This window comes from Pseudomonas sp. ANT_H12B, from assembly GCF_008369325.1.
Lineage (GTDB): Bacteria > Pseudomonadota > Gammaproteobacteria > Pseudomonadales > Pseudomonadaceae > Aquipseudomonas.
The window spans coordinates 211,645-234,089 of the sequence record NZ_VOBI01000007.1 but is presented as its reverse complement, the minus strand read 5'-3'; the positions used below and the strand labels follow the sequence as shown (position 1 = coordinate 234,089).

Annotated in this window: 20 protein-coding genes and 1 pseudogene; 11 read left to right on the top strand and 10 right to left on the bottom strand. The window is 59.8% G+C overall.

Going from position 1 to position 22,445, the window contains the following annotated elements:
• Window positions 1-23: 23 nt before the first annotated feature.
• From FQ185_RS13665 to pcaC, 3 genes are read left to right on the top strand one after another with little or no spacing between them, the layout of a single operon-like run.
• Window positions 24-1,388 (top strand): 3-carboxy-cis,cis-muconate cycloisomerase, encoded by a 1,365-nt coding sequence (locus FQ185_RS13665; RefSeq protein WP_149417857.1) that lies wholly within the window; start codon window positions 24-26, stop codon window positions 1,386-1,388.
• An 11-nt stretch (window positions 1,389-1,399) separates the two neighbouring features.
• Entirely contained in the window at window positions 1,400-2,191 is a 792-nt protein-coding gene (gene pcaD, locus FQ185_RS13660) for a 3-oxoadipate enol-lactonase (RefSeq protein WP_149417856.1), read from the top strand.
• A gap of 10 nt (window positions 2,192-2,201) precedes the next feature.
• The gene (gene pcaC / locus FQ185_RS13655) at window positions 2,202-2,594 is read left to right on the top strand and encodes a 4-carboxymuconolactone decarboxylase (protein ID WP_149417855.1); all 393 of its coding nucleotides are present in this window, start codon (window positions 2,202-2,204) and stop codon (window positions 2,592-2,594) included.
• Here pcaC and FQ185_RS13650 read toward each other — a convergent pair.
• Together FQ185_RS13650 and FQ185_RS13645 are read right to left on the bottom strand one after the other, a co-directional pair.
• A complete protein-coding gene (locus FQ185_RS13650) occupies window positions 2,510-3,268 on the bottom strand; it encodes a methyltransferase domain-containing protein (protein ID WP_149417854.1) in 759 nt (252 codons plus the stop codon). The genes pcaC and FQ185_RS13650 overlap by 85 nt on opposite strands.
• Window positions 3,269-3,464: 196 nt before the next feature.
• Window positions 3,465-4,724: an OprD family porin gene (locus tag FQ185_RS13645; protein ID WP_149417853.1), complete on the bottom strand. Its 1,260-nt coding sequence runs from the start codon at window positions 4,722-4,724 to the stop codon at window positions 3,465-3,467.
• Between the two features lie 386 nt (window positions 4,725-5,110).
• Here FQ185_RS13645 and FQ185_RS13640 point away from each other — a divergent pair, with 386 nt between their 5' ends.
• Complete coding sequence (locus tag FQ185_RS13640; protein WP_149417852.1) at window positions 5,111-5,605, top strand: hypothetical protein; 495 nt, start codon at window positions 5,111-5,113, stop codon at window positions 5,603-5,605.
• Between the two features lie 125 nt (window positions 5,606-5,730).
• Here the strand turns inward: FQ185_RS13640 and emhC are convergent, their stop codons facing one another.
• From emhC to emhA, 3 genes are read right to left on the bottom strand one after another with little or no spacing between them, the layout of a single operon-like run.
• Complete coding sequence (emhC, locus tag FQ185_RS13635; RefSeq protein ID WP_149417851.1) at window positions 5,731-7,191, bottom strand: efflux RND transporter outer membrane subunit EmhC; 1,461 nt, start codon at window positions 7,189-7,191, stop codon at window positions 5,731-5,733.
• The gene (gene emhB, locus FQ185_RS13630) at window positions 7,191-10,352 is read right to left on the bottom strand and encodes an efflux RND transporter permease subunit EmhB (RefSeq protein ID WP_149417850.1); all 3,162 of its coding nucleotides are present in this window, start codon (window positions 10,350-10,352) and stop codon (window positions 7,191-7,193) included. The genes emhC and emhB overlap by 1 nt, the downstream gene beginning before the upstream one ends.
• 3 nt (window positions 10,353-10,355) lie before the next feature.
• On the bottom strand, window positions 10,356-11,513 hold the full coding sequence (gene emhA, locus FQ185_RS13625; protein ID WP_149417849.1) for an efflux RND transporter periplasmic adaptor subunit EmhA: 1,158 nt from the start codon (window positions 11,511-11,513) through the stop codon (window positions 10,356-10,358).
• A 266-nt stretch (window positions 11,514-11,779) separates the two neighbouring features.
• On the opposite strand from emhA, the gene emhR reads away from it, so the two are divergent.
• Window positions 11,780-12,412 carry an efflux system transcriptional repressor EmhR gene (gene emhR / locus FQ185_RS13620; protein ID WP_149417848.1) on the top strand — a complete coding sequence of 211 codons (633 nt, stop codon included), beginning with the start codon at window positions 11,780-11,782 and terminating at the stop codon, window positions 12,410-12,412.
• A gap of 235 nt (window positions 12,413-12,647) precedes the next feature.
• On the opposite strand, the gene FQ185_RS13615 is transcribed toward emhR, so the two are convergent.
• The 3 genes and pseudogenes from FQ185_RS13615 to FQ185_RS13605 all read right to left on the bottom strand — a co-directional run bounded on the left by FQ185_RS13615 (window position 12,648) and on the right by FQ185_RS13605 (window position 15,215).
• Window positions 12,648-13,697, bottom strand: a complete 1,050-nt coding sequence (locus FQ185_RS13615) for an alkene reductase (RefSeq protein WP_149417847.1) — start codon at window positions 13,695-13,697, stop codon at window positions 12,648-12,650.
• 28 nt (window positions 13,698-13,725) lie between these two features.
• Window positions 13,726-14,891: pseudogene (locus FQ185_RS13610) on the bottom strand (MFS transporter).
• Between the two features lie 3 nt (window positions 14,892-14,894).
• Window positions 14,895-15,215, bottom strand: coding sequence for a helix-turn-helix transcriptional regulator (locus FQ185_RS13605; RefSeq protein WP_123507456.1), 321 nt, complete (start codon window positions 15,213-15,215; stop codon window positions 14,895-14,897).
• A gap of 156 nt (window positions 15,216-15,371) precedes the next feature.
• Here FQ185_RS13605 and FQ185_RS13600 point away from each other — a divergent pair, with 156 nt between their 5' ends.
• Window positions 15,372-15,950 carry an ACP phosphodiesterase gene (locus FQ185_RS13600; protein ID WP_149417846.1) on the top strand — a complete coding sequence of 193 codons (579 nt, stop codon included), beginning with the start codon at window positions 15,372-15,374 and terminating at the stop codon, window positions 15,948-15,950.
• A gap of 44 nt (window positions 15,951-15,994) precedes the next feature.
• Here FQ185_RS13600 and FQ185_RS13595 read toward each other — a convergent pair whose 3' ends face one another.
• A complete protein-coding gene (locus tag FQ185_RS13595; protein ID WP_149417845.1) occupies window positions 15,995-16,786 on the bottom strand; it encodes a lysophospholipid acyltransferase family protein in 792 nt (263 codons plus the stop codon).
• A complete protein-coding gene (gene olsB, locus FQ185_RS13590; protein WP_149417844.1) occupies window positions 16,786-17,541 on the bottom strand; it encodes an L-ornithine N(alpha)-acyltransferase in 756 nt (251 codons plus the stop codon). Before olsB ends, FQ185_RS13595 begins: the two co-directional genes overlap by 1 nt.
• A 154-nt stretch (window positions 17,542-17,695) precedes the next feature.
• Between olsB and FQ185_RS13585 the strand changes: the two genes are divergently transcribed.
• The 5 genes from FQ185_RS13585 to FQ185_RS13565 all read left to right on the top strand — a co-directional run bounded on the left by FQ185_RS13585 (window position 17,696) and on the right by FQ185_RS13565 (window position 22,444).
• A complete protein-coding gene (locus tag FQ185_RS13585) occupies window positions 17,696-18,583 on the top strand; it encodes an acyl-CoA dehydrogenase family protein (protein WP_149417843.1) in 888 nt (295 codons plus the stop codon).
• A 158-nt stretch (window positions 18,584-18,741) separates the two neighbouring features.
• On the top strand, window positions 18,742-19,836 hold the full coding sequence (locus FQ185_RS13580) for a serine hydrolase (RefSeq protein WP_149417842.1): 1,095 nt from the start codon (window positions 18,742-18,744) through the stop codon (window positions 19,834-19,836).
• A complete protein-coding gene (locus FQ185_RS13575) occupies window positions 19,833-20,162 on the top strand; it encodes an amidase (protein WP_149417841.1) in 330 nt (109 codons plus the stop codon). Before FQ185_RS13580 ends, FQ185_RS13575 begins: the two co-directional genes overlap by 4 nt.
• A gap of 121 nt (window positions 20,163-20,283) precedes the next feature.
• Complete coding sequence (locus FQ185_RS13570) at window positions 20,284-21,732, top strand: amidase (protein WP_371926616.1); 1,449 nt, start codon at window positions 20,284-20,286, stop codon at window positions 21,730-21,732.
• Between the two features lie 121 nt (window positions 21,733-21,853).
• Window positions 21,854-22,444: a YceI family protein gene (locus FQ185_RS13565; RefSeq protein ID WP_149417840.1), complete on the top strand. Its 591-nt coding sequence runs from the start codon at window positions 21,854-21,856 to the stop codon at window positions 22,442-22,444.
• The last annotated feature ends 1 nt before the right edge of the window (window position 22,445 follow it).

Here is a 22,445-nt window from a genome sequence, read left to right as displayed (position 1 = left end):
GCCCACGCCTCCAGGGACTGTTTATGAACGAGCGACCGGGCAATCAATTGTTCGATGCCTATTTCACTGCCCGCGATATGCGTGAGGTGTTCTGCGATCAGGGCCGGGTTCAGGCCATGCTTGATTTCGAAGCAGCCCTGGCCCGGGCCGAGGCGCGGGTCGGGTTGATTCCGCAGACGGCTGTCGCGCCTATCGAAGCGGCGTGTCGGGCCGAGCAATACGACTACGCGGCCCTCGGCGAGGCGATTGCCACGGCGGGGAACTCAGCCATTCCGTTGGTCAAGGCACTGGGCAAGCAGATCGCGGCGAACGATGCCGAAGCCGAGCGCTATGTGCATCTGGGCGCTACCAGCCAGGATGTGATGGACTCAGGTTTGGTGCTGCAACTGCGCCGGGCGCTGGAACTGATCGAAAGCGATCTGGCGCAGTTGGGGGAAACCCTTGCCACCCAGGCCCTGCGTTATGTCGCCACGCCGCTGGCCGGGCGGACCTGGTTGCAACACGCGACGCCGGTCACCCTCGGCATGAAAATCGCCGGTTGGCTGGGCGCTGTCACTCGCAGCCGTCAGCGTCTGCAAGAACTCAAACCGCGATTGCTGGTGCTGCAATTCGGTGGCGCCTGCGGAACACTCGCGGCCCTCGGCGCGCAGGCACTGCCGATTGCCCAAGCGCTGGCCGAGGAACTGCAACTCACATTGCCGGAACAGCCGTGGCACACCCAGCGTGATCGTTTGGTGGAGTTCGGTTCGGTACTTGGATTGATCGCCGGCAGCCTTGGCAAACTCGGGCGCGACATCAGCCTGTTGATGCAGACCGAAGCTGGCGAGGTGTTCGAACCGGCGGCACCGGGCAAGGGCGGTTCCTCGACCATGCCGCACAAGCGCAACCCGGTGGGGGCGGCGGTGCTGATCGGTGCGGCGACGCGGGTGCCGGGTTTGCTTTCGACGCTGTTCAGCGCCATGCCTCAGGAACACGAACGCAGCCTCGGTCTGTGGCATGCCGAGTGGGAAACCCTGCCGGAGATTTGCTGCCTGGTGTCCGGCAGCCTGAAGCAAGCGCTGTTGGTAACAGGTGGACTGGAAGTGGACGCTGATCGCATGGCCCGCAACCTTGATCTGACCCAAGGGCTGGTGCTGGCCGAAGCGGTGAGTATCGTCCTTGCTCAACGCGTGGGCCGCGACACCGCGCACCATCTGCTGGAGCGATGCTGCAAGCGCGCCGTGGCCGAACAACGTCACCTGCGAGCCGTACTTGGCGACGAGCCGCAAGTGACCGCTGAACTGTCGGATGCTGAACTTGATCGTCTGCTGGACCCCGCCCATTACCTCGGTCAGGCCCATCGCTGGGTCAAGCGAGCGGTGGCTGAACATTCTGCGTTAACTGCCTGAAGGAGATTGCTGTGGCTTTCGTACAACTCGCCGAGGGCGAACTGCATTACCAACTCGACGGACCTGCCGACGCGCCGGTGCTGGTGCTGTCCAACTCGCTGGGCACCGACTTGCACATGTGGGACGCACAGATCGCGGCGTTCACGGAGCATTTTCGTGTGCTGCGTTACGACACCCGTGGCCACGGCAAATCCATGGTCACGCCGGGGCCGTACAACATCGAACAACTGGGCCATGACGTGCTGGCGCTGCTGGATGCCTTGCACATCGAACGGGCGCATTTCTGCGGCCTGTCCATGGGCGGGCTGATTGGCCAGTGGCTGGGGGTCAACGCTGGTGATCGTCTGATCAAACTGGTGGTGTGCAACACCGCGGCGAAAATCGGTGATCCGTCGGTATGGAATCCGCGGATCGAAACCGTGTTGCGTGACGGCCCGGCCGCCATGGTCGCACTGCGCGATGCGTCCATTGCACGCTGGTTTACTCCGGACTTTGCTGAAGCGCATCCTGCTGCCGCGAAGAAAATCACTGACATGCTCGCGGCCACTTCACCTGAAGGCTATGCCGCGAACTGTGCCGCCGTGCGTGACGCCGATTTTCGCGATCAGCTGTCCTCGATCAAGGTGCCGCTGCTGGTCATCGCTGGCACCGAAGACGCGGTCACGCCGCCGTCCGGTGGGCATTTCATTCAGGAACATGTACAGGGCGCCGAGTACGTTGAGTTCTACGCCGCGCACCTGTCCAACGTTCAGGCTGGCGCTGATTTCAGTGAGCGAGTGCTGACGTTTTTGTCAGCTCATTAAGGGGATTGTTGTGGACGAGAAACAACGTTACGACGAGGGCCTGAAAGTCCGTCGCGCGGTGCTCGGCGACGCTCATGTCGACCGCAGCCTGAACGCGCTGACCGAGTTCAACTCGGAGTTCCAGGAAATGATCACCCGCCATGCCTGGGGCGATATCTGGACCCGCCCGGGGCTGGCGCGCCATACCCGCAGCCTGATCACCATCGCCATGCTGATCGGCATGAACCGCAACGACGAACTCAAACTGCACCTGCGTGCCGCCGCCAACAACGGCGTGACCCGTGGCGAGATCAAGGAAGTGATCATGCAGAGCGCGATCTACTGCGGCATCCCGGCGGCCAATGCCACGTTCCACCTGGCTGAGTCGGTGTGGGATGAATTGGGCGTTGAATCGCGGGAGTGATCCTGGTGATTTGCGGTGTCTGAGCTGACGCCCATCGTCGGAATGCCGTCGACGACCTGCAACTGCTCGGTCTCCCAGATATCCAGTGTCCGGGTGATCGGTGAAAGCAAACGGTAGTAATTTTCCAGCGACAGTAACGGCCGTGCAGCCATCGTCTCGCGCAGTTGTGGGGAGCCGAGCGGTTTACCGTCGGGACCGCCATCGTCGAGGGTGTCGAGTATCAACTGATACCACTGCGCATCCCGCCAGTCGGGCATGTGCGCGGCCAGACAACCACCCGGGTTGAGATAACCGAGCAAGCACGGGAATAGCTGTTCATGGTCGTTGATGAAGTGCAGTACGGCGGCGGCGAACAGCAGATCGGCGGGTTGTTCAGGCTGCCAGCTCTGTAAGTCGCATTGTTTCCAGTGTGCCTTGATCGGCAAGCATCGGGCTTCCTGAAGCATTTGCATGGAGCTGTCGATGCCCATCAGTTGTGCACGGGGCCAGCGTTTGGACAGGAGTTGGGTGGCAATACCGGTGCCGCAACCCCGATCGTAGATGCGTTTTGGCTGTTTGAGATCGACGTGATCAAGCAGTTCGTTCACCGGTCGTTGCCGAAGTCGTGAGAATTGCAGGTAGGCCTTGGCGTCCCAGTCGCGTTTGACCGGAGCAGATTTGAGCGGGTTGATCATGAGGTGGTCCTCTGGTGATCAGTGGTGTCTTCCGATGACAGCCTGGCTCAAGTCTTGGGGACCAACATCAACAGATAACGGAAGTGGGGAGGGCTGAATATCACCTGAGTCCTGTCAGGTTTTTTCACTGTAATTGAAGCTCGGCAAAGCGCCAGCCAGCCAGCCAGCCTGACGGGCGGCTGGCTGACTGATTGCCTTACAACAAACTGATCGGATAGCTGACGATCAAGCGGTTCTCATCGAACTCGTTGTTGCTGAAGTCGCGGCGGATGGTCGAGTTGCGCCATTTCATGTTCAGGTTCTTGAGCGCGCCGCTCTGCACGGTGTAGCCCAATTCACTTTCGCGGCCCCATTCCTTGCCGTCGGTGATGGTGCCAGTGTGCACGTTGTCGCCGCTGATGTAGCGGTTCATCAGGCTCAGGCCGGGAATGCCGAGAGCGACGAAGTTGTAGTCGTGGCGCAGCTGCCAGGATTTTTCTTTGGCATTGTCATAACTGGCGTTGTAACTGTCGTTGGCCAGGGTGCCGCCGCTGGTGCCGTTGACCCGCATCCACGCACTGTCGCCGGTGAGTTTTTGCAGGCCGACGTAGAAGGTGTGGCCGCCGTACCTGGCGGAGAACAGACCGGACCAGGTCTTGTTGTCCAGCTCGCCGGCCCGGGCGCTGCCATCATCCTTGCCATAAAAGAACCCGAGGTTGGCGCCCAGGGTCCAGTCGCCGATGGGCTGGCTGTGGGTCAGGTTGACGTATTGCTGGCTGTAGATGTCTTTGAGTTCGGCGTTCCACAAACCGATCTGGGTGCGTTTGTCGTTGAAGACGTATTCGCCGCCCTGAAAGTTGAAACGGTCGGAGGTGAACGTTGCTTTTCCGGTGATCGACATGTCGCTCATGCTGCTGTCGTCGCGTGGACTGTTGGCGCGGAACTGGCCGCCGTAGAGCGTCAGGCCGTCGATTTCTTTTGAGGTGATCTGGCCGCCACGGAAGGTTTGCGGCAGAGAGCGGCCGTCGTCCGAGCGCAGGATCGGCAGCACCGGCATCCATTCGCCGACCTTCACTTCAGTCTGCGACAGCTTGGCCTTGAACGCCACGTTGGTGCGCCCGAAGTTGTCCGCCGGGCGACCGTCGCTGTCCAGCGGCAGCAACTGCGTACCACCGGTGCCTTTACCGCCATCGAGTTTTACCGAATACAACCCGAGCACATCCATGCCAAACCCGACGGTGCCTTGGGTAAACCCGGACTTTGCGTCGAGGATGAAGCTTTGCGTCCACTCTTCTGCTTTGCCCTGAGCCTTGGTCGGGTTGGTGAAGTTGCGGTTGATGTAGAAGTTACGCAGGTTCAGGTTGACCTTGGCACCTTCGACAAAGCCCGACTCCTCGGCCAAGACGGGCAGGGCCGCACCGGCCAGTGCAGCGGCGATGAGGCTGGGGAACAAGTAGTGCGGGGCGGAAGGCGTCATGTGCTCGGTCTCTCTAATTCTTGGGGATGTAACGGGGGCGATGCCGCAACCCGGATTGCAGACGAAAAATTGAAATCAGGGCAAAAACGAACGGAATCAGCCGGACAGGGCAGGGCGCGCGGGCATGGTGTCGAACCTGTTGTTATTGGTTTTGTGAGGCGAATGGTGCGGGGAATGTACCGGATGGTTCAATTGGGGGAAGTGGGTTTTGGGCGGTTATCGAACGGTACTCATAATTCATTAATCAAATAGTTCTGAGTCTGATTTATCGGTGAACACTTGTATAGCTGTCATATTTGACAGTAGATGAAGTTTTTTTTTCTCGTTATTTTTTTGGAAGTGAGTTTTTTATATCAAAAATCTAGCGGTCGGAGGAAAGGCAGATCATGGATATTAAATACAACAAAGAAAGGCCTGGGTTTGAAATTGCGGGTAAGGAGAGAGCCAATGCAAAAGGTGTCTCTACCGGGACCATGAGCATTACTGTTACCAAGAATGGTGTTTCGGAAACCTTGAAGACGGAGCGAATTGAGTTTTGGATGATTGGCCGTCTGACTGTTCTTGAAGGTTACTTTGGTGAAGGCCTGCATGTGCCCGCTGTATCTATAACCGGGTCAGAGGCCTTGGCAATCGGCAACTATCCGATTGAGGACCCTTTTTCTGGCGGTTCAATCATCGCAGCCATCTTTGGCACTCTTCAATCGGGAGGGGTTGGGGGGGACGTTTGGGGAGAAAAAGGAAAGCTGATCATCACTGAGATTTCCTCCACCCCCGAAAGGCAATTTATTAAAGGTGAGTTTTACTTTGAGTTTGAGACCGAAGACGGAACCCGCGTGAAGGTGCAGTCGAAACCTTTCTGGGCGGAATACAAACAGAGTTAATTGAAGTTGGATGCTGTTACTCATATATCAAGGTGTTAGCGTTGAGCCGTCTCTTCGCTGGAGCACTGAAATTACGACTATAAAAAAAGCCCACCAATCGGTGGGCTTCTTGTTTTTCAGCGCTATCAGAACAACTTCAGCTTCGGCGCTTCTTCTTTCAACGGCTCGTTCTTCGCGGTTTGCTCGTTCCAGCCACCGCCCAGTGCCTTGTACAGATTGACGGCACTGACCAGCTGCGCCAGACGGTCGGTGATCAGCACCTGCTGGGCACTGAACAGCTGACGCTGGGCATCAAGGAAGGTCAGGTTGCTGTCGACACCGATGCGGTAGCGACGCTCGGCCAGACGGTAGTAATCCTGGTTGGCGGTGACGAAGTCACGCTGCGCCTGCAACTGATCGGTGTAGGTCTGGCGGGCAGCCAGGCCGTCGGCGACTTCCTGGAAGGCCGTCTGAATGGACTTCTCGTAGTTCGCCACGCCGATGTCTTTCTGGATTTTCGAATAATCCAGACTGGCGCGCAGGCTGCCGGCGTTGAAGATCGGCAGGTTGATCTGCGGCTGGAACAACCAGGTACCCGAACCACCCTTGAACAGACCGGACAGGTCCGGGCTCAGGGAGCCGGCATTGGCTGTCAGGCTGATGCTCGGGAAGAACGCCGCCCGTGCCGCGCCGATGTTGGCGTTGGCAGCTTTCAGGTTGTACTCGGCCTGGAGGATGTCCGGACGACGTTGCAGCAAGTCTGATGGCAGACCGGCCGGCACGTCGCTCAGCAGGTCGTCAGCCAGTGGTTTGGCCGTTTGCAGGTTGGCCGGGACACCGGTGCCAAGCAGCAGCACCAGGCTGTTTTCATCCTGAGCGACTTGACGGGTGTACTTGGCCCGTTGCGCCCGGGCGTTTTCCACCGAGGTACGCGACTGGGCCAGGTCGAGGGCCGAGGCGACCCCCACTTCGTTGCTGCGCGAGGTGAGCTTGTAGCTCTCCTCGAATGCACCGAGGGTGTCCTGGGTCAGTTTCAACAGTTCTTTGTCGGCCTGCCAGGTCAGGTAGGCATTGGCCACGCTGGCCACCAGGCTGATCTGAGTGCTGCGACGCCCTTCTTCAGTGGCGAAGTATTGCAGCAGCGCTTCTTCGCTCAGGCTGCGAACCCGACCGAACAGGTCGAGTTCATAGGCGCTGATGCCGACCGTGGCGGAGTAGGAGCTGGTGATACCCGCTTCACCGGTCTGCGAGGCTCGAGCCGGAACCCGCTGACGGCTGCCGGTACCATTGGCGGAAACCGCCGGGAACAGATCGGCACGTTGAATGCGGTATTGAGCCGCGAAGGCATCAATGTTCAGCGCCGCGACCCGCAGGTCGCGGTTGTTTTCCAGCGCGACCTGGATCAGCTGCTGCAGTGCCGGATCATGGAAAAACTGCTTCCAGCCCTGTTCGGCAGCGGCCTGGTCAGGCGCTTGGGCCGACGAATACGCCGGACCTTGCGGGTATTGGGCCGCCACCGGTGCTTCAGGCTGCTGATAATCGGGTATCAGCGAGCAGCCGCTAAGCACGAAGGCAGCGACTGCGATGGAGAGTAGCGACTTGCGCATTAGCCAGCCTCTTTAGAAGGTTCAATAGCGTCATCCTGGTCGACTTTTTTGCGCTGACCAATGGACGACACGGTGACGAAGAATAGCGGGACCCAGAAGATCGCCAGGATCGTGGCCGTGAGCATACCGCCAATTACTCCGGTACCGATCGCATGTTGGCTACCCGAACCTGCACCCGTGGAAATCGCCAGTGGTACCACACCGAGGACGAACGCGAGCGAGGTCATGATGATCGGTCGCAAACGCATCCGGCAGGCTTCAATTGCCGCATCGCGCAAGCTACGCCCCTGCTCGTGAAGTTCCTTGGCGAATTCGACGATCAGAATGGCGTTTTTCGCCGCCAGACCGATGGTTGTCAACAAGCCCACCTGGAAGTACACGTCGTTGGACAGGCCGCGCAGGCTGGTCGCCATCAGCGCACCGATGATCCCCAAAGGCACCACCAACATCACCGCGATCGGGATCGACCAGCTTTCATACAGCGCCGCCAGACACAGGAACACCATCAGCAGCGACAACGCGTACAGCGCTGGCGCTTGCGAGCCGGATAGACGCTCCTCGTATGACAGACCGGTCCAGGAAATACCGACACCGGCCGGTAGTTTCTTGGCCAGGGCTTCGACTTCGGCCATGGCTTCACCGGTGGAATAACCAGGCGCCGGGGCACCGAGGATTTCCATCGCTTCTACGCCGTTGTAACGCGACAACTTCGGTGCACCGTAAATCCACTCACCCTTGGCGAAGGCGGAGAACGGCACCATGGTGCCGGCGCTATTGCGCACATACCACTTCTTGACGTCTTCAGGGCTCATGCGAGCGCCAGGCTGGCCTTGCACGTAAACCTTCTTTACCCGACCGCGGTCGATGAAGTCGTTCACATAGCTACTGCCCAAAGCAATCGACAAGGTGTTGTTGATGTCAGTGAGGGTCACGCCTAGGGCACTGGCCTTCTCGTCGTCGATTTCCAGCTGATACTGCGGTTCGTCGTTCAGCCCGTTCGGACGGACCTGCGACAGGACCTTGCTTTGCGCCGCCATGCCGAGGAACTGGTTACGCGCATCCATCAGCTTGTCGTGACCGATACCGGCGCGGTCCTGCAGGAACACGTCGAAACCTGTGGCGTTACCCAGCTCCAGTACCGCCGGTGGCGCGAAGGCGAACACCATGGCGTCACGGAAGGTGAGGAAGTGCTGCTGGGCACGAGCCGCAAGTTTGAATACGCTGTTATCGGCGTTACGTTCACCCCATGGTTTGAGCATGATGAACGCCATACCCGAACTCTGGCCACGGCCGGCGAAGTTGAAGCCGTTCACGGTAAACACCGAGGCTACTGCGTCGCCCTCACCACCGTCCTTGGTCGGACGCAGGAGGAATTCACGCATCTCGTCCACGACCACTTGTGTGCGCTCGGCACTGGAACCGGCAGGGGTCTGCACCTGGGCAAACAGTACGCCCTGATCTTCTTCGGGCAGGAATGCCGTTGGTATGCGGGTGAACAGCCAGATCATGCCGACCAGGATGATGATGTAGGCCAGCAGGTAGGGGGCCTTGTTCGTGAGCATGTTGCCCACGCCACGCTCGTAGCTTTTGACGCCGCGGTCGAAATTGCGGTTGAACCAGCCGAAGAAACCGCGCTTGGGTGTGCCGTGCTCGCCCTTCGGAATGGGCTTGAGCATGGTGGCGCAGAGTGCCGGGGTGAAGATCAACGCAACCAGTACCGACAGGGCCATGGCCGAGACGATGGTGATCGAGAACTGCTTGTAGATCACACCGGTGGAGCCGCTGAAGAACGCCATCGGCAGCAGTACCGCCGACAGGACCAGCGCGATACCGACCAGTGCACCCTGGATCTGCCCCATGGATTTCTTGGTGGCCTCCTTGGGTGACAGGCCTTCTTCACTCATGACCCGTTCGACGTTTTCCACCACCACGATGGCATCGTCCACCAGCAAGCCGATGGCCAACACCATACCGAACATGGTCAGGGTGTTGATGCTGAAGCCGAACGCCGCGAGGATCCCGAAAGTACCCAGCAATACCACTGGCACGGTCATCGTGGTGATGACGGTGGCGCGGAAGTTTTGCAGGAACAGGAACATCACCAGGAACACCAGCACGATCGCTTCGACCAGGGTTTCAACTACACCTTTGATCGACTCGGTCACCACTGGCGTGGTGTCGTACGGGAACACCACTTCCATCCCTTCCGGGAAGAACGGCTTGAGGGTCTCGATGGTCTTGCGCAGGGCTTTTGCCGTGTCGAGGGCATTGGCGCCGTTGGCCAGTTTCACCGCCAGACCGGAGGCCGGGCTGCCGTTGAACTGGGCGCTGATCGAGTAGTTTTCGCCGCCCAGAGCGACATCCGCTACGTCGCCGACACGCACCTGCGAGCCGTCCTTGTTGACCTTGAGCAGGATCGCCTTGAACTGCTCGGCAGTCTGCAGACGGGTCTTGCCGATGATCGTCGCGTTCAGTTGTTGACCGGCTACGGCAGGCAAGCCACCGAGTTGACCGGACGAGACCTGGACGTTCTGCGCCGCAATGGCGGTTTTCACGTCCACAGGGGTCAGGTTGTAGTTGTTCAACTTGGCCGGGTCGAGCCAGATCCGCATCGCGTACTGGGCACCGAAGACCTGGAAGTCACCAACACCGGCGGTTCGCGAGATCGGGTCCTGCATGTTCGACACGATGTAGTTGGACAGGTCGTCCTTGGTCATGCTGCCGTCGCGCGACACCACGCCGATCACCATCAGGAAGTTCTTCACTGCCTTGGTCACGCGGATACCCTGTTGCTGCACTTCTTGCGGCAGCAGCGGGGTGGCCAGGTTCAGTTTGTTCTGGACCTGAACCTGCGCGGTATCGGAGTTGGTGCCCTGCTCGAAGGTCGCGGTAATGGTCATGCTGCCGTCGGAGTTACTTTCCGAGGAGACATAACGCAGGTTATCGATACCGTTGAGCTGTTGCTCGATCACTTGCACCACGGTGTCCTGCACGGTTTGTGCAGACGCGCCCGGGTAGGTCACAGAGATCGCAATGGCCGGAGGCGCAATGCTCGGGTATTGGTTGATCGGGAGTTTGAGGATCGATAGTGCCCCGACCAGCATGATCACCAGGGCAATTACCCAGGCGAAAATCGGACGGTCGATAAAAAATCTGGACATGGTTTACTCCCCTTTGCCGCTGGAAGCCTTGCTAGCTGCCTGTGCGGGGGCCGGGTTCTTTGCGCCAACGTTAGTCGCTTCACTGGCTTTTACTTCAACGCCAGGTTTAACGAATTGCAGTCCTTCAGTGATCAGGCGATCGCCTGCCTTCAGACCATCTTCGATCAGCCATTGGCTACCGACGGTGCGACTGGCCTTGAGTTGACGCAGCTCGACCTTGTTGTCCGGGCCGACGACCAGCGCGGTCGGGGTGCCTTTGAGGTCGCGGGTGACGCCTTGTTGCGGTGCCAGAATCGCTGCGGCGTTCACACCGGCCTGCAATTGAGCGTGAACGAACATGCCCGGCAGCAGGGTGTGATCAGGGTTAGGGAACACTGCACGCAGGGTCACGGAACCGGTGGTCTGGTCAACCGAGACTTCGGAGAATTCGAGCTTGCCTTCCTGTTTGTACTGGCTGCCGTCTTCCAGGGTCAGCTTGACCGCTGCCGCAGTGTCGCCAGCCTTTTGCAGGCGACCGCTTTCCAGTTCGCGGCGCAGCTCAAGCAGCTCTACCGAAGACTGAGTCACGTCGACGTAGATCGGGTCCAGTTGCTGGATCACCGCCATGGCGTCGGTCTGGCCATTGCTGACAAGTGCGCCTTCGGTCACGCTCGATCGGCCGATACGGCCGGAGATAGGCGCGTAAACCTTGGTGTAACGCACATTGATTTGGGCGCTTTGCAGGGCGGCTTCCGATTGCAACCGGTTGGCCAGGGCCGTGTCGTATTCCTGACGGCTCACGGCCTGTTCGCTGACCAACTGCTTGTATCGATCGGAAATCGATTTGGTCTGCTGCAGGTTTGCTTGGGCGCTTTTCAGGGTGGCCTCATAAACTGCCGGATCAATCTGATACAGCTGCTGGCCGGCCTTGACGTCGCCGCCTTCCTTGAACAGACGCTTGAGAATGATGCCGTTGACCTGAGGGCGAACTTCGGCGATGCGGTACGCGCTGGTACGGCCCGGAAGCTCTGAGGTCAGGGTGAAGGCTTGAGGTTGCAGGGTAACGACGCCGACCTGAGGGGGTGGTGCGGCAGGCGCCGCCTCTTCCTGTTTGCATCCGCTGAGCAGCGATGCCAGGGCGAGGGCAGTGACCAGAGCGGTAACAGCTGGCTTGAATTGCATGAAAATCCTCGGGTCAGGCGCGCAAATTGCGCACTAGAAATGTGGAAAGGTAAAAGATGTGCGCTGAGTGGATAAGTAGCTTGCTAAGTAATATACTTACGTTCATGGTTGTTTGTAAACACCTTGGCCGCGTATCCACACCGTTACAAAGGCCGTTCAAAGATTCGAATTGTAAGCCGGAGACGACGCCCAAGAGCGCTCGCCCCACTATTTGTTCAGCGAATAGTCAGAAATCGTTGAAGCATCCTGATTGAGGTTTTACTGCCATGGTCCGTCGTACCAAAGAGGAAGCTCAAGAAACCCGAAGCCAGATACTCGAAGCGGCGGAAAAAGCCTTTTACGAAAGGGGCGTGGCGCGCACGACACTGGCGGATATCGCTACCCTGGCCGGCGTCACTCGCGGGGCCATCTACTGGCATTTCAGCAATAAGGCGGATCTGGTGCAGGCCATGCTTGATACCTTGCATGAGCCGCTGGATGAAATGGCCAAGGCCAGTGAAAGCGAAGATGAACTCGACCCCTTGGGTTGCATGCGCAAGCTGCTGATTCATTTGTTTCATCAAGTTGCCCTGGACCCGAAAACCCGACGCATCAATGAGATTTTGTTTCATAAGTGCGAATTCACCGATGAAATGTGCGACCTGCGCCAGCAGCGCCGAGCGGTCAGCCTTGATTGCAATGTGCGCATCGCCCTGGCCTTGAGTAATGCAGTCAATCGCGCGCAGTTACCGGAAAGCCTCGATACGGTCCGCGCGGCCATCAGCCTGCATGCGTACATCGATGGCATCCTGTATCAGTGGCTGTTGGCGCCCGACAGCTTTGAACTGCACATCGACGCCGAGCGTCTGGTCGATACAGGGTTGGACATGCTGCGCTTGAGCCCCAGCCTGCGCAAATGAAACAAGTTTCGTAATTTGATCGGTTTATATCAACAGTTGAGGCGGGAGAAGCACTGTCACTTCGCTCGCTCTGGTAATGGGGTACTTTTATATACGTACGCTCGTCAGGTTGACAGGTAGCAAACTCAGTATTTTGTAGGGATTTTGTGTCGAGTGTGTGAATGAGTGTGGCCAACCCGGCGCAAAAAAGCCCCGGCTCTTGCGAGTCGGGGCTTTTGCGTTTCAGTCGTGCGGCTTACAGCGTTGGGTAGTCGATGTAACCGACCGGGCCCTTGGCGTAAAACAGTTCAGGGCGTGCTTCGTTCAGCTGTGCGTCGGCCTTCAAACGTGCTGGCAAGTCCGGGTTGGCAATGAACGGCACACCGAAGGCGACCGCATCGGCCTTGCCGCTGGCGAGCCAGGCGTTGGCGCTGTCTTTGGTGAAACGCTCGTTGACGATGTACGGGCCACCGAACGCTGCTTTCAATTGTGGGCCGAGGCTGTCGCCATCTTCTTTCTCGCGGGAGCAGATGAAGGCGATGCCACGTTTGCCCAGTTCGCGAGCGACGTAGGTGAAAGTCTCGGACAGGTTGTCGTCGCCCATGTCATGGGAGTCGGCACGCGGTGCCAGGTGCACACCGACGCGGCCAGCGCCCCAGACTTCGATGGCAGCGTCGGTCACTTCCAACAGCAGGCGTGCACGGTTTTCCAGGGATCCGCCGTAGTTGTCGGTGCGCTGGTTGGTGCTGCTTTGCAGGAACTGATCGAGCAGGTAACCGTTGGCGCCGTGGATTTCCACGCCGTCGAAACCGGCTGCCTTGGCGTTCTCGGCACCGACGCGGTAGGCGTCGACGATGTCGGCGATTTCAGCGGTTTCCAGAGCGCGTGGGGTTGGGAAGTCGGCCAGTGGGCGAACCAGGCTGACATGGCCTTTTGGCTGAATGGCGCTCGGTGCGACCGGCACTTCACCGTCCAGGTACGAGCCGTGGGAAATACGGCCGACGTGCCACAGTTGCAGGAAAATCTTGCCGCCCGCGCCGTGGATCGCCTTGGTCACATTGGCCCAGCCACGCACTTGATCGTTGGACCAGATACCCGGGGTGTCCGGGTAGCCGACGCCCATCGGCGTGACCGAAGTGGCCTCGCTGAGGATCAGGCCGGCCGAAGCGCGTTGTACGTAGTACTCGGCCATCAGCGCGTTTGGCACGCGTCCTTCGTCGGCGCGGCAGCGGGTCAGCGGCGCCATGATGATGCGGTTGGCCAACTCGAGGTCGCCCAGTTTGATCGGATCGAAAATAGTCGTCATGAAATACAACCCTCGTGAGGTAAGTGAATCAGTTGGTAGCAGGGGCCAGCTCGGGATTACCGCGCTGACGGAAAGTAATCAGGGTCACCAGCAGGGCGAGAACCGCCAGTGCCGCTGCCGCGAGAGGAACGCTGGTCAAGCCGAAACCGTGGGCGATGACGCTGCCACCGACCCAGGCGCCCAGTGCGTTGCCGATATTGAAAGCGCCGATGTTCAGGGTCGACACCAGGTTCGGTGCGGCTTTGCCGTAGGTCACCACGTTCACTTGCAGCGCGGGCACGGCGGCAAAGCACGCGGTGGCCCAGAGGAACAGGGTGATTTCGGTCGGAATCAGTGCGACGCTGGTCCAGGTCAGTACGGTCGAAATCACGGCCATCGAGATAAAGACGCCGATCAGCGTGGCGGCCATGCTTTTGTCCGCCAGTTTGCCGCCGATGATGTTGCCGACCGTCAGGCCCAGGCCGATGAGCATCAGGGTCCAGGTCACGCCTTTGGGCGAGACGCCGGTGACATCGCCGAGCAGCGGGCGACGTAGGTGAACAGGGTGAATACGGAAGCTGCGAACAACGCGGTCATGCTCAACGACAGCCAAATCCCGGCGCCTTTGAGGGCGCACAGTTCGGCGCGCATGTCGAGTTTCTCTTCATCACGCTTGGCCGGGAGGAAGCGGATCAAGCCGATCAAGGCGATCACACCAATCACGGTCACCGCCCAGAAGGTCGAACGCCAGCCGGCTTCCTGACCGAGCGCGGTGCCCAGCGGAACGCCGAGCACGTTGGCCAGGGTCAGGCCGGTGAACATCAATGCCACTGCCGAAGCGCGCTTGTTCGCTGGCACCAGACCTGCTGCCACCACTGAGCCAATGCCGAAGAACGCACCGTGGCAGAGGGCGGTCACCACACGGGCAAACATCAGCACGTTGTAGTCGGTGGCAATTGCACAGAGCAGGTTGCCGATGATGAAAATCCCCATCAACGCTACCAGCGCGGCCTTGCGCGGCAATCGAGAGGTGGCCAGTGCCATGAACGGTGCGCCAATGGCCACGCCCAGGGCGTAACCGGTCACCAGCCAGCCTGCGCCGGGGATCGACACACCGAGGTCCGCCGCCACATCGGGCAGCAAGCCCATGATGACGAACTCGGTGGTGCCGATGGCGAAGGCGCTCAAGGCCAGAATGAGTAGCGAGAGGGGCATTGTTTAATTCCTGGTCGGAGCGCTGAGCTCTTTGACGATGGCGTCGAGGGCCGCTTGAATCACGTCTTCGTTGCGTTTGAAGAAGTGCCATTGACCGGCTTTCTGGCTGCTGATCAGACCTGCACGTTGCAAGGTCGCCAAATGCGCGGATACGGTCGACTGCGACAGACCGCAGCGTTGATCGATCTGCCCGGCGCAAATGCCGTACTCGTGGTTGTGGATCTGTTCCGGGAACTGGACCTTGGGGTCTTTCAGCCAGATGAGGATGTCTCGGCGTACTGGGTGTGCCAGGGCTTTTATTATTTCGTCGAGGTCGATGGTCATGGGTTTGGACTCGTGATGAGTAAAACGCTATATCGCGATGAGGCGAACTTTAAATCGGTACTTCGCGATATACCAATATGATTTTGGTCTGAAGACCGGACAAATTGGTATATCGGGTTATAACGATATGTGTGCCGCAGTGCTAAGCTGCGCGGCATGAACTATCTCGCACATCTGCACCTCGGTGGCCAGCGCCCCGGTCAATTGCTCGGCAGCCTGTATGGCGATTTCGTCAAAGGGCGGCTGCAAGGGCAGTTCGATCCGGAGATCGAAGCGGCCATCCAGCTGCACCGCAGCATCGACGTTTTTACCGATCGCCATCCGTTGGTGGATACCTCGTTGTCACGGTTTTCCCTGACGCGTCGGCGTTACGCCGGGATCGTGCTCGATGTGTTTTTCGACCATTGCCTGGCGCGGGACTGGTCGCTTTATTCGGATCAGCCGCTTGCGCAGTTCACCTCGGATGTATACCGGGTGCTGTCTACGGAGCCGCAATTGCCGGAACGGCTGGCGATGATTGCGCCGCACATGGTAGCGAATGACTGGTTGGGTTCTTATCAGGAGTTCGCGGTGCTGGAGCAGGTGCTGCGGGGTATTTCACGGCGATTGACGCGACCGGAAGAGCTGGCCGCAGCAATGCAGGAGTTGCGGGTGTTGTACGAGCCGTTGAGCGAAGACTTCAGGTTGTTCTATCCGCAACTTCAGGATTTTGCCCAAAACTATCCAGCGACATAAACCACTGTGGGAGCGGGCAAGACCGCTCCCACAGGGATCTGTATTTAAGCTGCAATCGCGGGACGCATCGGGACTTGCTGTGTTTGCGGAATCGCCCCAAACAACGCCTTCTGCACCGCCTGCTGCGCCTCAAAGGCCAGCGCCGCACGCTCGCGACCTTCACAAGCGATCGGCTTGAGCAGATGAATCTGCACCTCACCCCGCTCATTGGCAAACAAGCGCATCAGGTGCGAGAGCAAATCGTCATCGCCAATGAACGGTGCCAGCGAATCGAGTTCACCGTCACGCAGATAACGAATCGCCACCGGCTGCAGCGCCACTTCGGAGTCGATCGCCGCGGACAGCAAGCGTCCATGAAAGGTGCGCAACGAACGGCCATCGGTGGTGGTGCCTTCCGGGAACATCAGCAGCGGATGTTCTTGCTGCAAATGGCGGGTCATCTGTTTGCGGATCAACTGGCTGTCGCCCGAACCACGACGGATGAACAGGCTGCCGGCCTTGGCCGCCAACCAGCCGGCCACCGGCCAGGTGCGCACTTCGGCCTTGGACAGGAATGACAGTGGCGTGAGCATGCCCAGCAGCGGAATGTCGGTCCAGGACACGTGATTGCTGACCCAGAGCATCGGCGATTTCGGCAACTCGCCGTGCACGGTCACCTGAAAGGGCAGGGCATTGCTCAGCCGCGCCATGAAAAACCTGGACCAGCGCTGGCGACGGACCATCGAATGAGCAATCCCCAAACGCTCGAACAGCCCAAACACACCGGCCATGGTCAAGCCCAGAGCAACGACGAAAAGCACTCGCGCAACCCGCGCGTACACCCGCAAGCGACTCATCACACTGCCGCCTTGAAGTGCTTGGCATAACGCGGGCAGAGTTCGTCGCGCTTGAGCAGGATGAACACGTCGGCCACCTGGAAGTCTTCGTCCCAGCACGGCTCGCCGCAGATCTTCGCGCCCAGGCGCATGTAGGCCTTGAGCAGCGGTGGCATTTCGGCGATGACGTTGGACGGGATGTCCAATGTGGGCAACGGTTTTTTCGGTTCGGCCCGCAGGTGTTCGGTGCACAGGTAGCGTTCGCGCAGGCGCTGCATGATCGCGTGGGCCTGGATGCCGCCGTCCTGCATCGGGATGCTCGCGCAACCCATCAAATAGCTGTAGCCGCCCTGGTTCAGCACTTCGGCCAGCTCACCCCAAAGTACGGCGATGGTGCCGCCGTTGCGGTAGGCCGGGTCGACGCAGGTGCGGCCGATTTCGAGGATCGGGCCCTTCAAATGAACCAGGCCGTGCAGGCTGAATTCTTCTTCGCTGTAGAACTTGCCCAGGCTGCTGGCAGCCGTGTGGTCGAGCAAGCGAGTGGTCGCCACCAGGCGCCCGGTATTCAAGTCACGCACGCCGATGTGGGCGCAGTGAACATCATAATCATCCATGTCCAGACCCCGTTCAGCACCCTTGAGTTTGGCGTTGAATTCGCCGCTGAACACGTTGAAGCGCAGGGCCTGGGCTTCCTGCAAGGCCTCGGCGCCCACCAGGCGTTCGGCTTGCAGGCGGCGTTCATTGCCGGTGTCGCTGATGCGGGCGATCTGAGTCATTGCGAATCTCCGTACGGGCCGTTCACCCGTCTAGGGTTGCAGCCGATCGACTTTCTTTATGCAGCCGTGTTGTGCAAAGTCAGGCTATGTAGCCCCGGTGTCATCGCCATGAAGCTTTGGTGATGCTTAGATGACAGCCCACGAGGAGCCCCTTATGCCCTGGCAAACCCTGTTGAATCGCCGCGATCGCCTGCCCGTCAACCCGGACCTGGCAGAGGGGTTCGCGACGTTGTTGCACCTGTTGGGCACGGTCACGCCGTTCGAGCTGGCGGTGGTTGGTGGCCGTTTGATGTCAACGCCGGGGCTGGCGTTTCTGGTGGGCTATCAAGCAGCGTTGCGCATGCTTTGGCCGAGCGCGCCGCTGAGCCTTGGCGCGCTATGCGCAACCGAACAACGCAGCCTGCGGGTGGCGGACATGCAGACGCGTCTGCGCGATTTGCGCCTGAGCGGGCGCAAGGATTTCGTCACTGCCGGTGATGCTGCTGACTGGTTGCTGATTGCCGCTCGCAGTGAAGAGCCCGGCGAAAGACCGCGTTTGAGTCTGGCGGTGGTCTATCCCGATGAACCGGGCGTGCGGGTGGAACAACTGCCGGCGATCCCGTTGATGCCAGACATCAGCCACGGCCGGCTATTTCTCGATAACGCGCAGTGCGAATTGCTGGCGGGGGATGGCTGGGATGCGTACATCAAACCGTTCCGCACCCTCGAAGACATCTATGTACTGAGCGCCATGACCGCCTGGCTGTACGGCGTCGGCCAGGACAGCGACTGGCCACAAACCTTGCAACTGCGCTTGCTGGCGCTACTGGCCGGGTGCGCGGAAGCCAGTCGGCAAGCGCCGAATAATCCGGTCGGGCATGTGTTGCTGGGAGGATTGTTCGCGCAGTTCGACGGGCTCAAGGCTGACCTCAATCAGGCACTGGCCGATGGCCCGCAGCATTGGGCGGCGATGTGGCAGCGCGATCAGGGCGTGATGGATTTGGCGGCGGGGGCCAGGGGTAAGCGGTTGGCCAAGGCACTCGCTGGATCTTCAGTGGGCTGACTGGCCTCTTCGCGAGCAGGCTCGCTCCCACATTTTGAAATGCATTCCCCTGTGGGAGCGAGCCTGCTCGCGAAGGCGGCCGCATTTGATGACACAAATCCCGGAACTGTCATCAACCGCGACTAGGCTCAGCAGGTCCATCCTTCCGAGCACCCACCATGTTCAAAGGCTTGTCCCTGTTTTTCATGCTGTTGCTCAGCCTCACGGCCCACGCCGAAAACTGGCCTGCCGAGCAGTGGTCTACCGGCCCGACAGTCACCGGGCCGGCGCTTCAAGCCCTGGAGAACTACGCCTTCCCTCCCCGCAACGACAGCACCCGCCAAGGCATTCGCACCGACGCCTTGCTGGTGATCCGCGACGGTCAACTGATCTACGAACGCTATGCCGGTCCGACCACCGCCGACACCCCTCACCTGACCTGGTCCATCAGCAAAAGCCTGATGGCCACGGTCCTCGGCGTGGCCTATGGCGAAGGCCTGTTCACACTTCAGGACCCGGTGCTGAAATTCTATCCAGCGCTGAAAAAGCACCCTGCCATGACCATGGCCGATCTGCTGCACTGGGCCTCAGGCCTGGACTGGCAGGAAGACTATGAATACGCACCGTTGAAGTCGTCGGTGGTGGCGATGCTCTACACCCGTGGTCATCACGACATGGCCGCGTTCACCGCTGGCCACGACGCATACGCCGCACCGGGTCAGGCATTGCGTTACTCCAGCGGCGACACCAATCTGCTGTCCGCGGCACTGAAAACCATCGTCGGCCCGACCCGATATCCGGACTATCCCTGGACTGCGCTGTTCGAGCCGTTAGGGATTCGACACGCTGTCTGGGAAACCGATGCCACGGGCACATTTGTCGCCTCGTCCTACGCCTACCTCTCCGCCCGGGACCTTGCCCGAGTCGGCCTGTTGATGGCCCGCGACGGTCGCTGGGGCGAGCGCCAATTGCTGCCCAAGGATTGGGTCGCGTTCAACCGCGAACCTTTCGCCCGCTATCAAGCCAATCAGGACGACGCCGTGCCCGGCGCTCATTGGTGGCTCAACCGAGCGGTGGATGGCGCAGGACAACCCTGGCCCGATGCGCCCGCCGACACCTTCGCGGCACTGGGCCATTGGGGTCAGGCAATGTATGTGATTCCCAGCGAAAAACTGGTGATCGTCCGCTACGGCGATGACCGCGACGACAGCTACCGGCACAACGCATTGCTCAACCTCGCGCTCAAGGCATTTGCCGTGAAGGTACAGCCATGAATCGTCGCAGTTTTGTTCGTCGCCGACCGTTCAGCACACTGGGGTTGATCCTGCTGATCGCCTTGCTCGGCTGGATCTGGCAGGAGCGGGTGGCGCTGTGGGCATTTCCCGACATCATCAGTGCCTACACCGCCAAGGAATATTGCTCGTGCCGATACGTAATGAATAACGACGCCGAGTACTGCCACGGCTATGTGAAGCAGTGGCTGCCCACCAGCGGTTTTATTGACGACCCTGCCAGCAAGCGTGTGACGGTCAGCGGCATGGGCCGCAGCAACAGCGCTGCGTGGGTCGGCGAACGCCAGGGCTGTCGACTGAATCTCTGAGCGCCATTGACCTTTGTAACAGCTGGCGCTGAGTGCTGTTCGTTTGCGTGTTGGCGCTGTTGGGCACTTACTGCATACACGAAACACAGAAATCCGCTGCACTTAACCTTGAGGTAAAACCTTGAGCATTAATCCGATTGTTGAAATGAACGCCGATGCGTTGTCCCGAGCGATTCATGCCCGACAGGTGTCCTGCCGGGAAGTAATGCAGGCCTACCTGGCGCAGATCGAGCGCTTCAATCCGCAAGTCAATGCGTTGGTGTCCCTGCGTCCGGCCGAGGAATTGCTGACAGAAGCCGACACCTGCGACCGGCAGTTGGACCAGGGTCGGTCCCGCGGCTGGATGCACGGCATGCCGCAAGCGATCAAGGACCTGGCGGCCACCGCCGGTTTGCGCACGACCATGGGCTCGCCGCTGTTTGCCGAGCAGGTTCCGCCGCACGACGCCATCAGCGTGGCGCGGGTTCGCGACTGTGGGGCGATCATCATCGGCAAGACCAACGTCCCGGAGTTCGGCCTCGGCTCGCAGACTTACAACAGCGTGTTCGGCACCACCACCAATGCCTACGACCCGACGCTGGTTGCCGGTGGCAGCAGCGGCGGGGCGGCCGTAGCGCTGGCGTTGCGCATGCTGCCGGTGGCCGACGGCAGCGACATGATGGGCTCGTTGCGCAACCCGGCGGCGTTCAACAATGTCTTCGGTTTTCGTCCGTCACAAGGCCGCGTGCCCCACGGCCCTGCACCGGATGTGTTCGTCCAGCAACTCGCCACCGAAGGGCCGATGGGCCGCAGCGTCACTGATGTCGCTCGTTTACTGAGCACACAAGCCGGTTACGACGCGCGGGCGCCATTGTCCCTCACGCAGAGCCCGCAGATTTTCAACGACACGCTGGTGCGAAATTTCAGTGAGGTGAGATTGGGTTGGCTGGGGGACTACAACAGCTATTTGCCGATGGACGACGGCGTGTTGAGCCTGTGCGAATCGGCGCTGGAGGATTTCACGGCGCTGGGTTGCAAGGTCGAAGCCTGTCAGCCGGATTTCTCCATGGATCGCTTGTGGCAGACCTGGCTGGTGCATCGGCACTGGTTGGTGCAGGGCAGTCTTGGCGCATTGTATGCCGACCCACAGAAACGCGACCTGCTCAAACCCGAAGCGCAATGGGAAATCGAAGGTGGGCTGCGGCTCACCGCTGCGGATGTCTACCAGGCGTCGGTCAGTCGCAGCGACTGGTATCGGGCCTTGAGCGAGTTGTTTGAACGTTACGATTTTCTGCTGTTGCCCACCGCGCAAGTATTCCCTTTTGATGCACAAACGCCTTGGCCGCGCGTCGTCGGCGGGCGGACCATGGACACGTATCACCGGTGGATGGAGGTGGTGATCGGGCCGACCCTGGCCGGTTTGCCGAGCATGAATGTGCCGGTGGGATTCAGCCCGGCCGGTTTGCCCATGGGCCTGCAAATCATCGGCCCGGCTCAGGCCGATCAGGCGGTGCTGCAACTGGCGTATGCCCATGAGCAGCTGACGCAATGGGTCCGGCACCGATCGCCGGGTTGTCTGCAAAACGCCTGAGATCATCCCGCATGGACGATATGCGCACGACCTGTAGCCGCAGGCTTCGCCAGCTGCTACGGTTTGCATCTTGCTCGCGGGCAGTTAAGGTTCGTGCAGGTTTATCTGCTCATGAGTCTCTATGTTCAACCGCTCCCTCTGCAAAACCCTTGCTTTTCTACTGCTGGCCGGCGCCTCGCTGTCGGCCCGGGCCAACTGGTACCTCGACGGTGAGTCCTCGCGGCTGTCGTTCATCAGCACCAAAAATGCCAACATTTCTGAAGTGCAGCGCTTTTTGGTGCTGCACGGCAAAGTCAGTCCCAAGGGCTTCGCCGAGGTGGAAGTCGAGCTGGAATCGGTCAACAGTGGCATTCCGTTGCGCGATGAACGCATGCGCAAAGACCTGTTTGACATCCAGACCTTCCCAGAAGCGCTGATCACCACACAAATCGATCTGCGGCCGATCAACGACCTGGCCCCCGGCGCGCAACTGGAATTGCGCTTGCCGCTGACCGTCAACCTCCACGGCAAAACACACGACTACAACGCCGAACTGCTGGCGACCCGACTTGATGACCGACGCTTTCAGGTGGTGACCCTCGAGCCATTGGTGATCAACGCTGCGGATTTCGACCTGGCGCCCGGCCTGGAAAGCTTGCGCAAGGTGGCCGGTTTGTCGGCCATCAGTCTGTCGGTACCGGTGGGTGCGGTACTGATTTTCACGGCGCGCTGAC

What these genes read in the sequence shown, in the direction of transcription:
- FQ185_RS13665 (WP_149417857.1), top strand. Translation starts at nt 24, where the DNA reads ATGAACGAGCGACCGGGCAATCAATTGTTCGATGCCTATTTCACTGCC.
- FQ185_RS13650 (WP_149417854.1), bottom strand. Translation starts at nt 3,268, where the DNA reads ATGATCAACCCGCTCAAATCTGCTCCGGTCAAACGCGACTGGGACGCC.
- FQ185_RS13645 (WP_149417853.1), bottom strand. Translation starts at nt 4,724, where the DNA reads ATGACGCCTTCCGCCCCGCACTACTTGTTCCCCAGCCTCATCGCCGCT.
- FQ185_RS13640 (WP_149417852.1), top strand. Translation starts at nt 5,111, where the DNA reads ATGGATATTAAATACAACAAAGAAAGGCCTGGGTTTGAAATTGCGGGT.
- emhC (WP_149417851.1), bottom strand. Translation starts at nt 7,191, where the DNA reads ATGCGCAAGTCGCTACTCTCCATCGCAGTCGCTGCCTTCGTGCTTAGC.
- emhB (WP_149417850.1), bottom strand. Translation starts at nt 10,352, where the DNA reads ATGTCCAGATTTTTTATCGACCGTCCGATTTTCGCCTGGGTAATTGCC.
- emhA (WP_149417849.1), bottom strand. Translation starts at nt 11,513, where the DNA reads ATGCAATTCAAGCCAGCTGTTACCGCTCTGGTCACTGCCCTCGCCCTG.
- emhR (WP_149417848.1), top strand. Translation starts at nt 11,780, where the DNA reads ATGGTCCGTCGTACCAAAGAGGAAGCTCAAGAAACCCGAAGCCAGATA.
- FQ185_RS13615 (WP_149417847.1), bottom strand. Translation starts at nt 13,697, where the DNA reads ATGACGACTATTTTCGATCCGATCAAACTGGGCGACCTCGAGTTGGCC.
- FQ185_RS13605 (WP_123507456.1), bottom strand. Translation starts at nt 15,215, where the DNA reads ATGACCATCGACCTCGACGAAATAATAAAAGCCCTGGCACACCCAGTA.
- FQ185_RS13600 (WP_149417846.1), top strand. Translation starts at nt 15,372, where the DNA reads ATGAACTATCTCGCACATCTGCACCTCGGTGGCCAGCGCCCCGGTCAA.
- FQ185_RS13595 (WP_149417845.1), bottom strand. Translation starts at nt 16,786, where the DNA reads ATGAGTCGCTTGCGGGTGTACGCGCGGGTTGCGCGAGTGCTTTTCGTC.
- olsB (WP_149417844.1), bottom strand. Translation starts at nt 17,541, where the DNA reads ATGACTCAGATCGCCCGCATCAGCGACACCGGCAATGAACGCCGCCTG.
- FQ185_RS13585 (WP_149417843.1), top strand. Translation starts at nt 17,696, where the DNA reads ATGCCCTGGCAAACCCTGTTGAATCGCCGCGATCGCCTGCCCGTCAAC.
- FQ185_RS13580 (WP_149417842.1), top strand. Translation starts at nt 18,742, where the DNA reads ATGTTCAAAGGCTTGTCCCTGTTTTTCATGCTGTTGCTCAGCCTCACG.
- FQ185_RS13575 (WP_149417841.1), top strand. Translation starts at nt 19,833, where the DNA reads ATGAATCGTCGCAGTTTTGTTCGTCGCCGACCGTTCAGCACACTGGGG.
- FQ185_RS13565 (WP_149417840.1), top strand. Translation starts at nt 21,854, where the DNA reads ATGTTCAACCGCTCCCTCTGCAAAACCCTTGCTTTTCTACTGCTGGCC.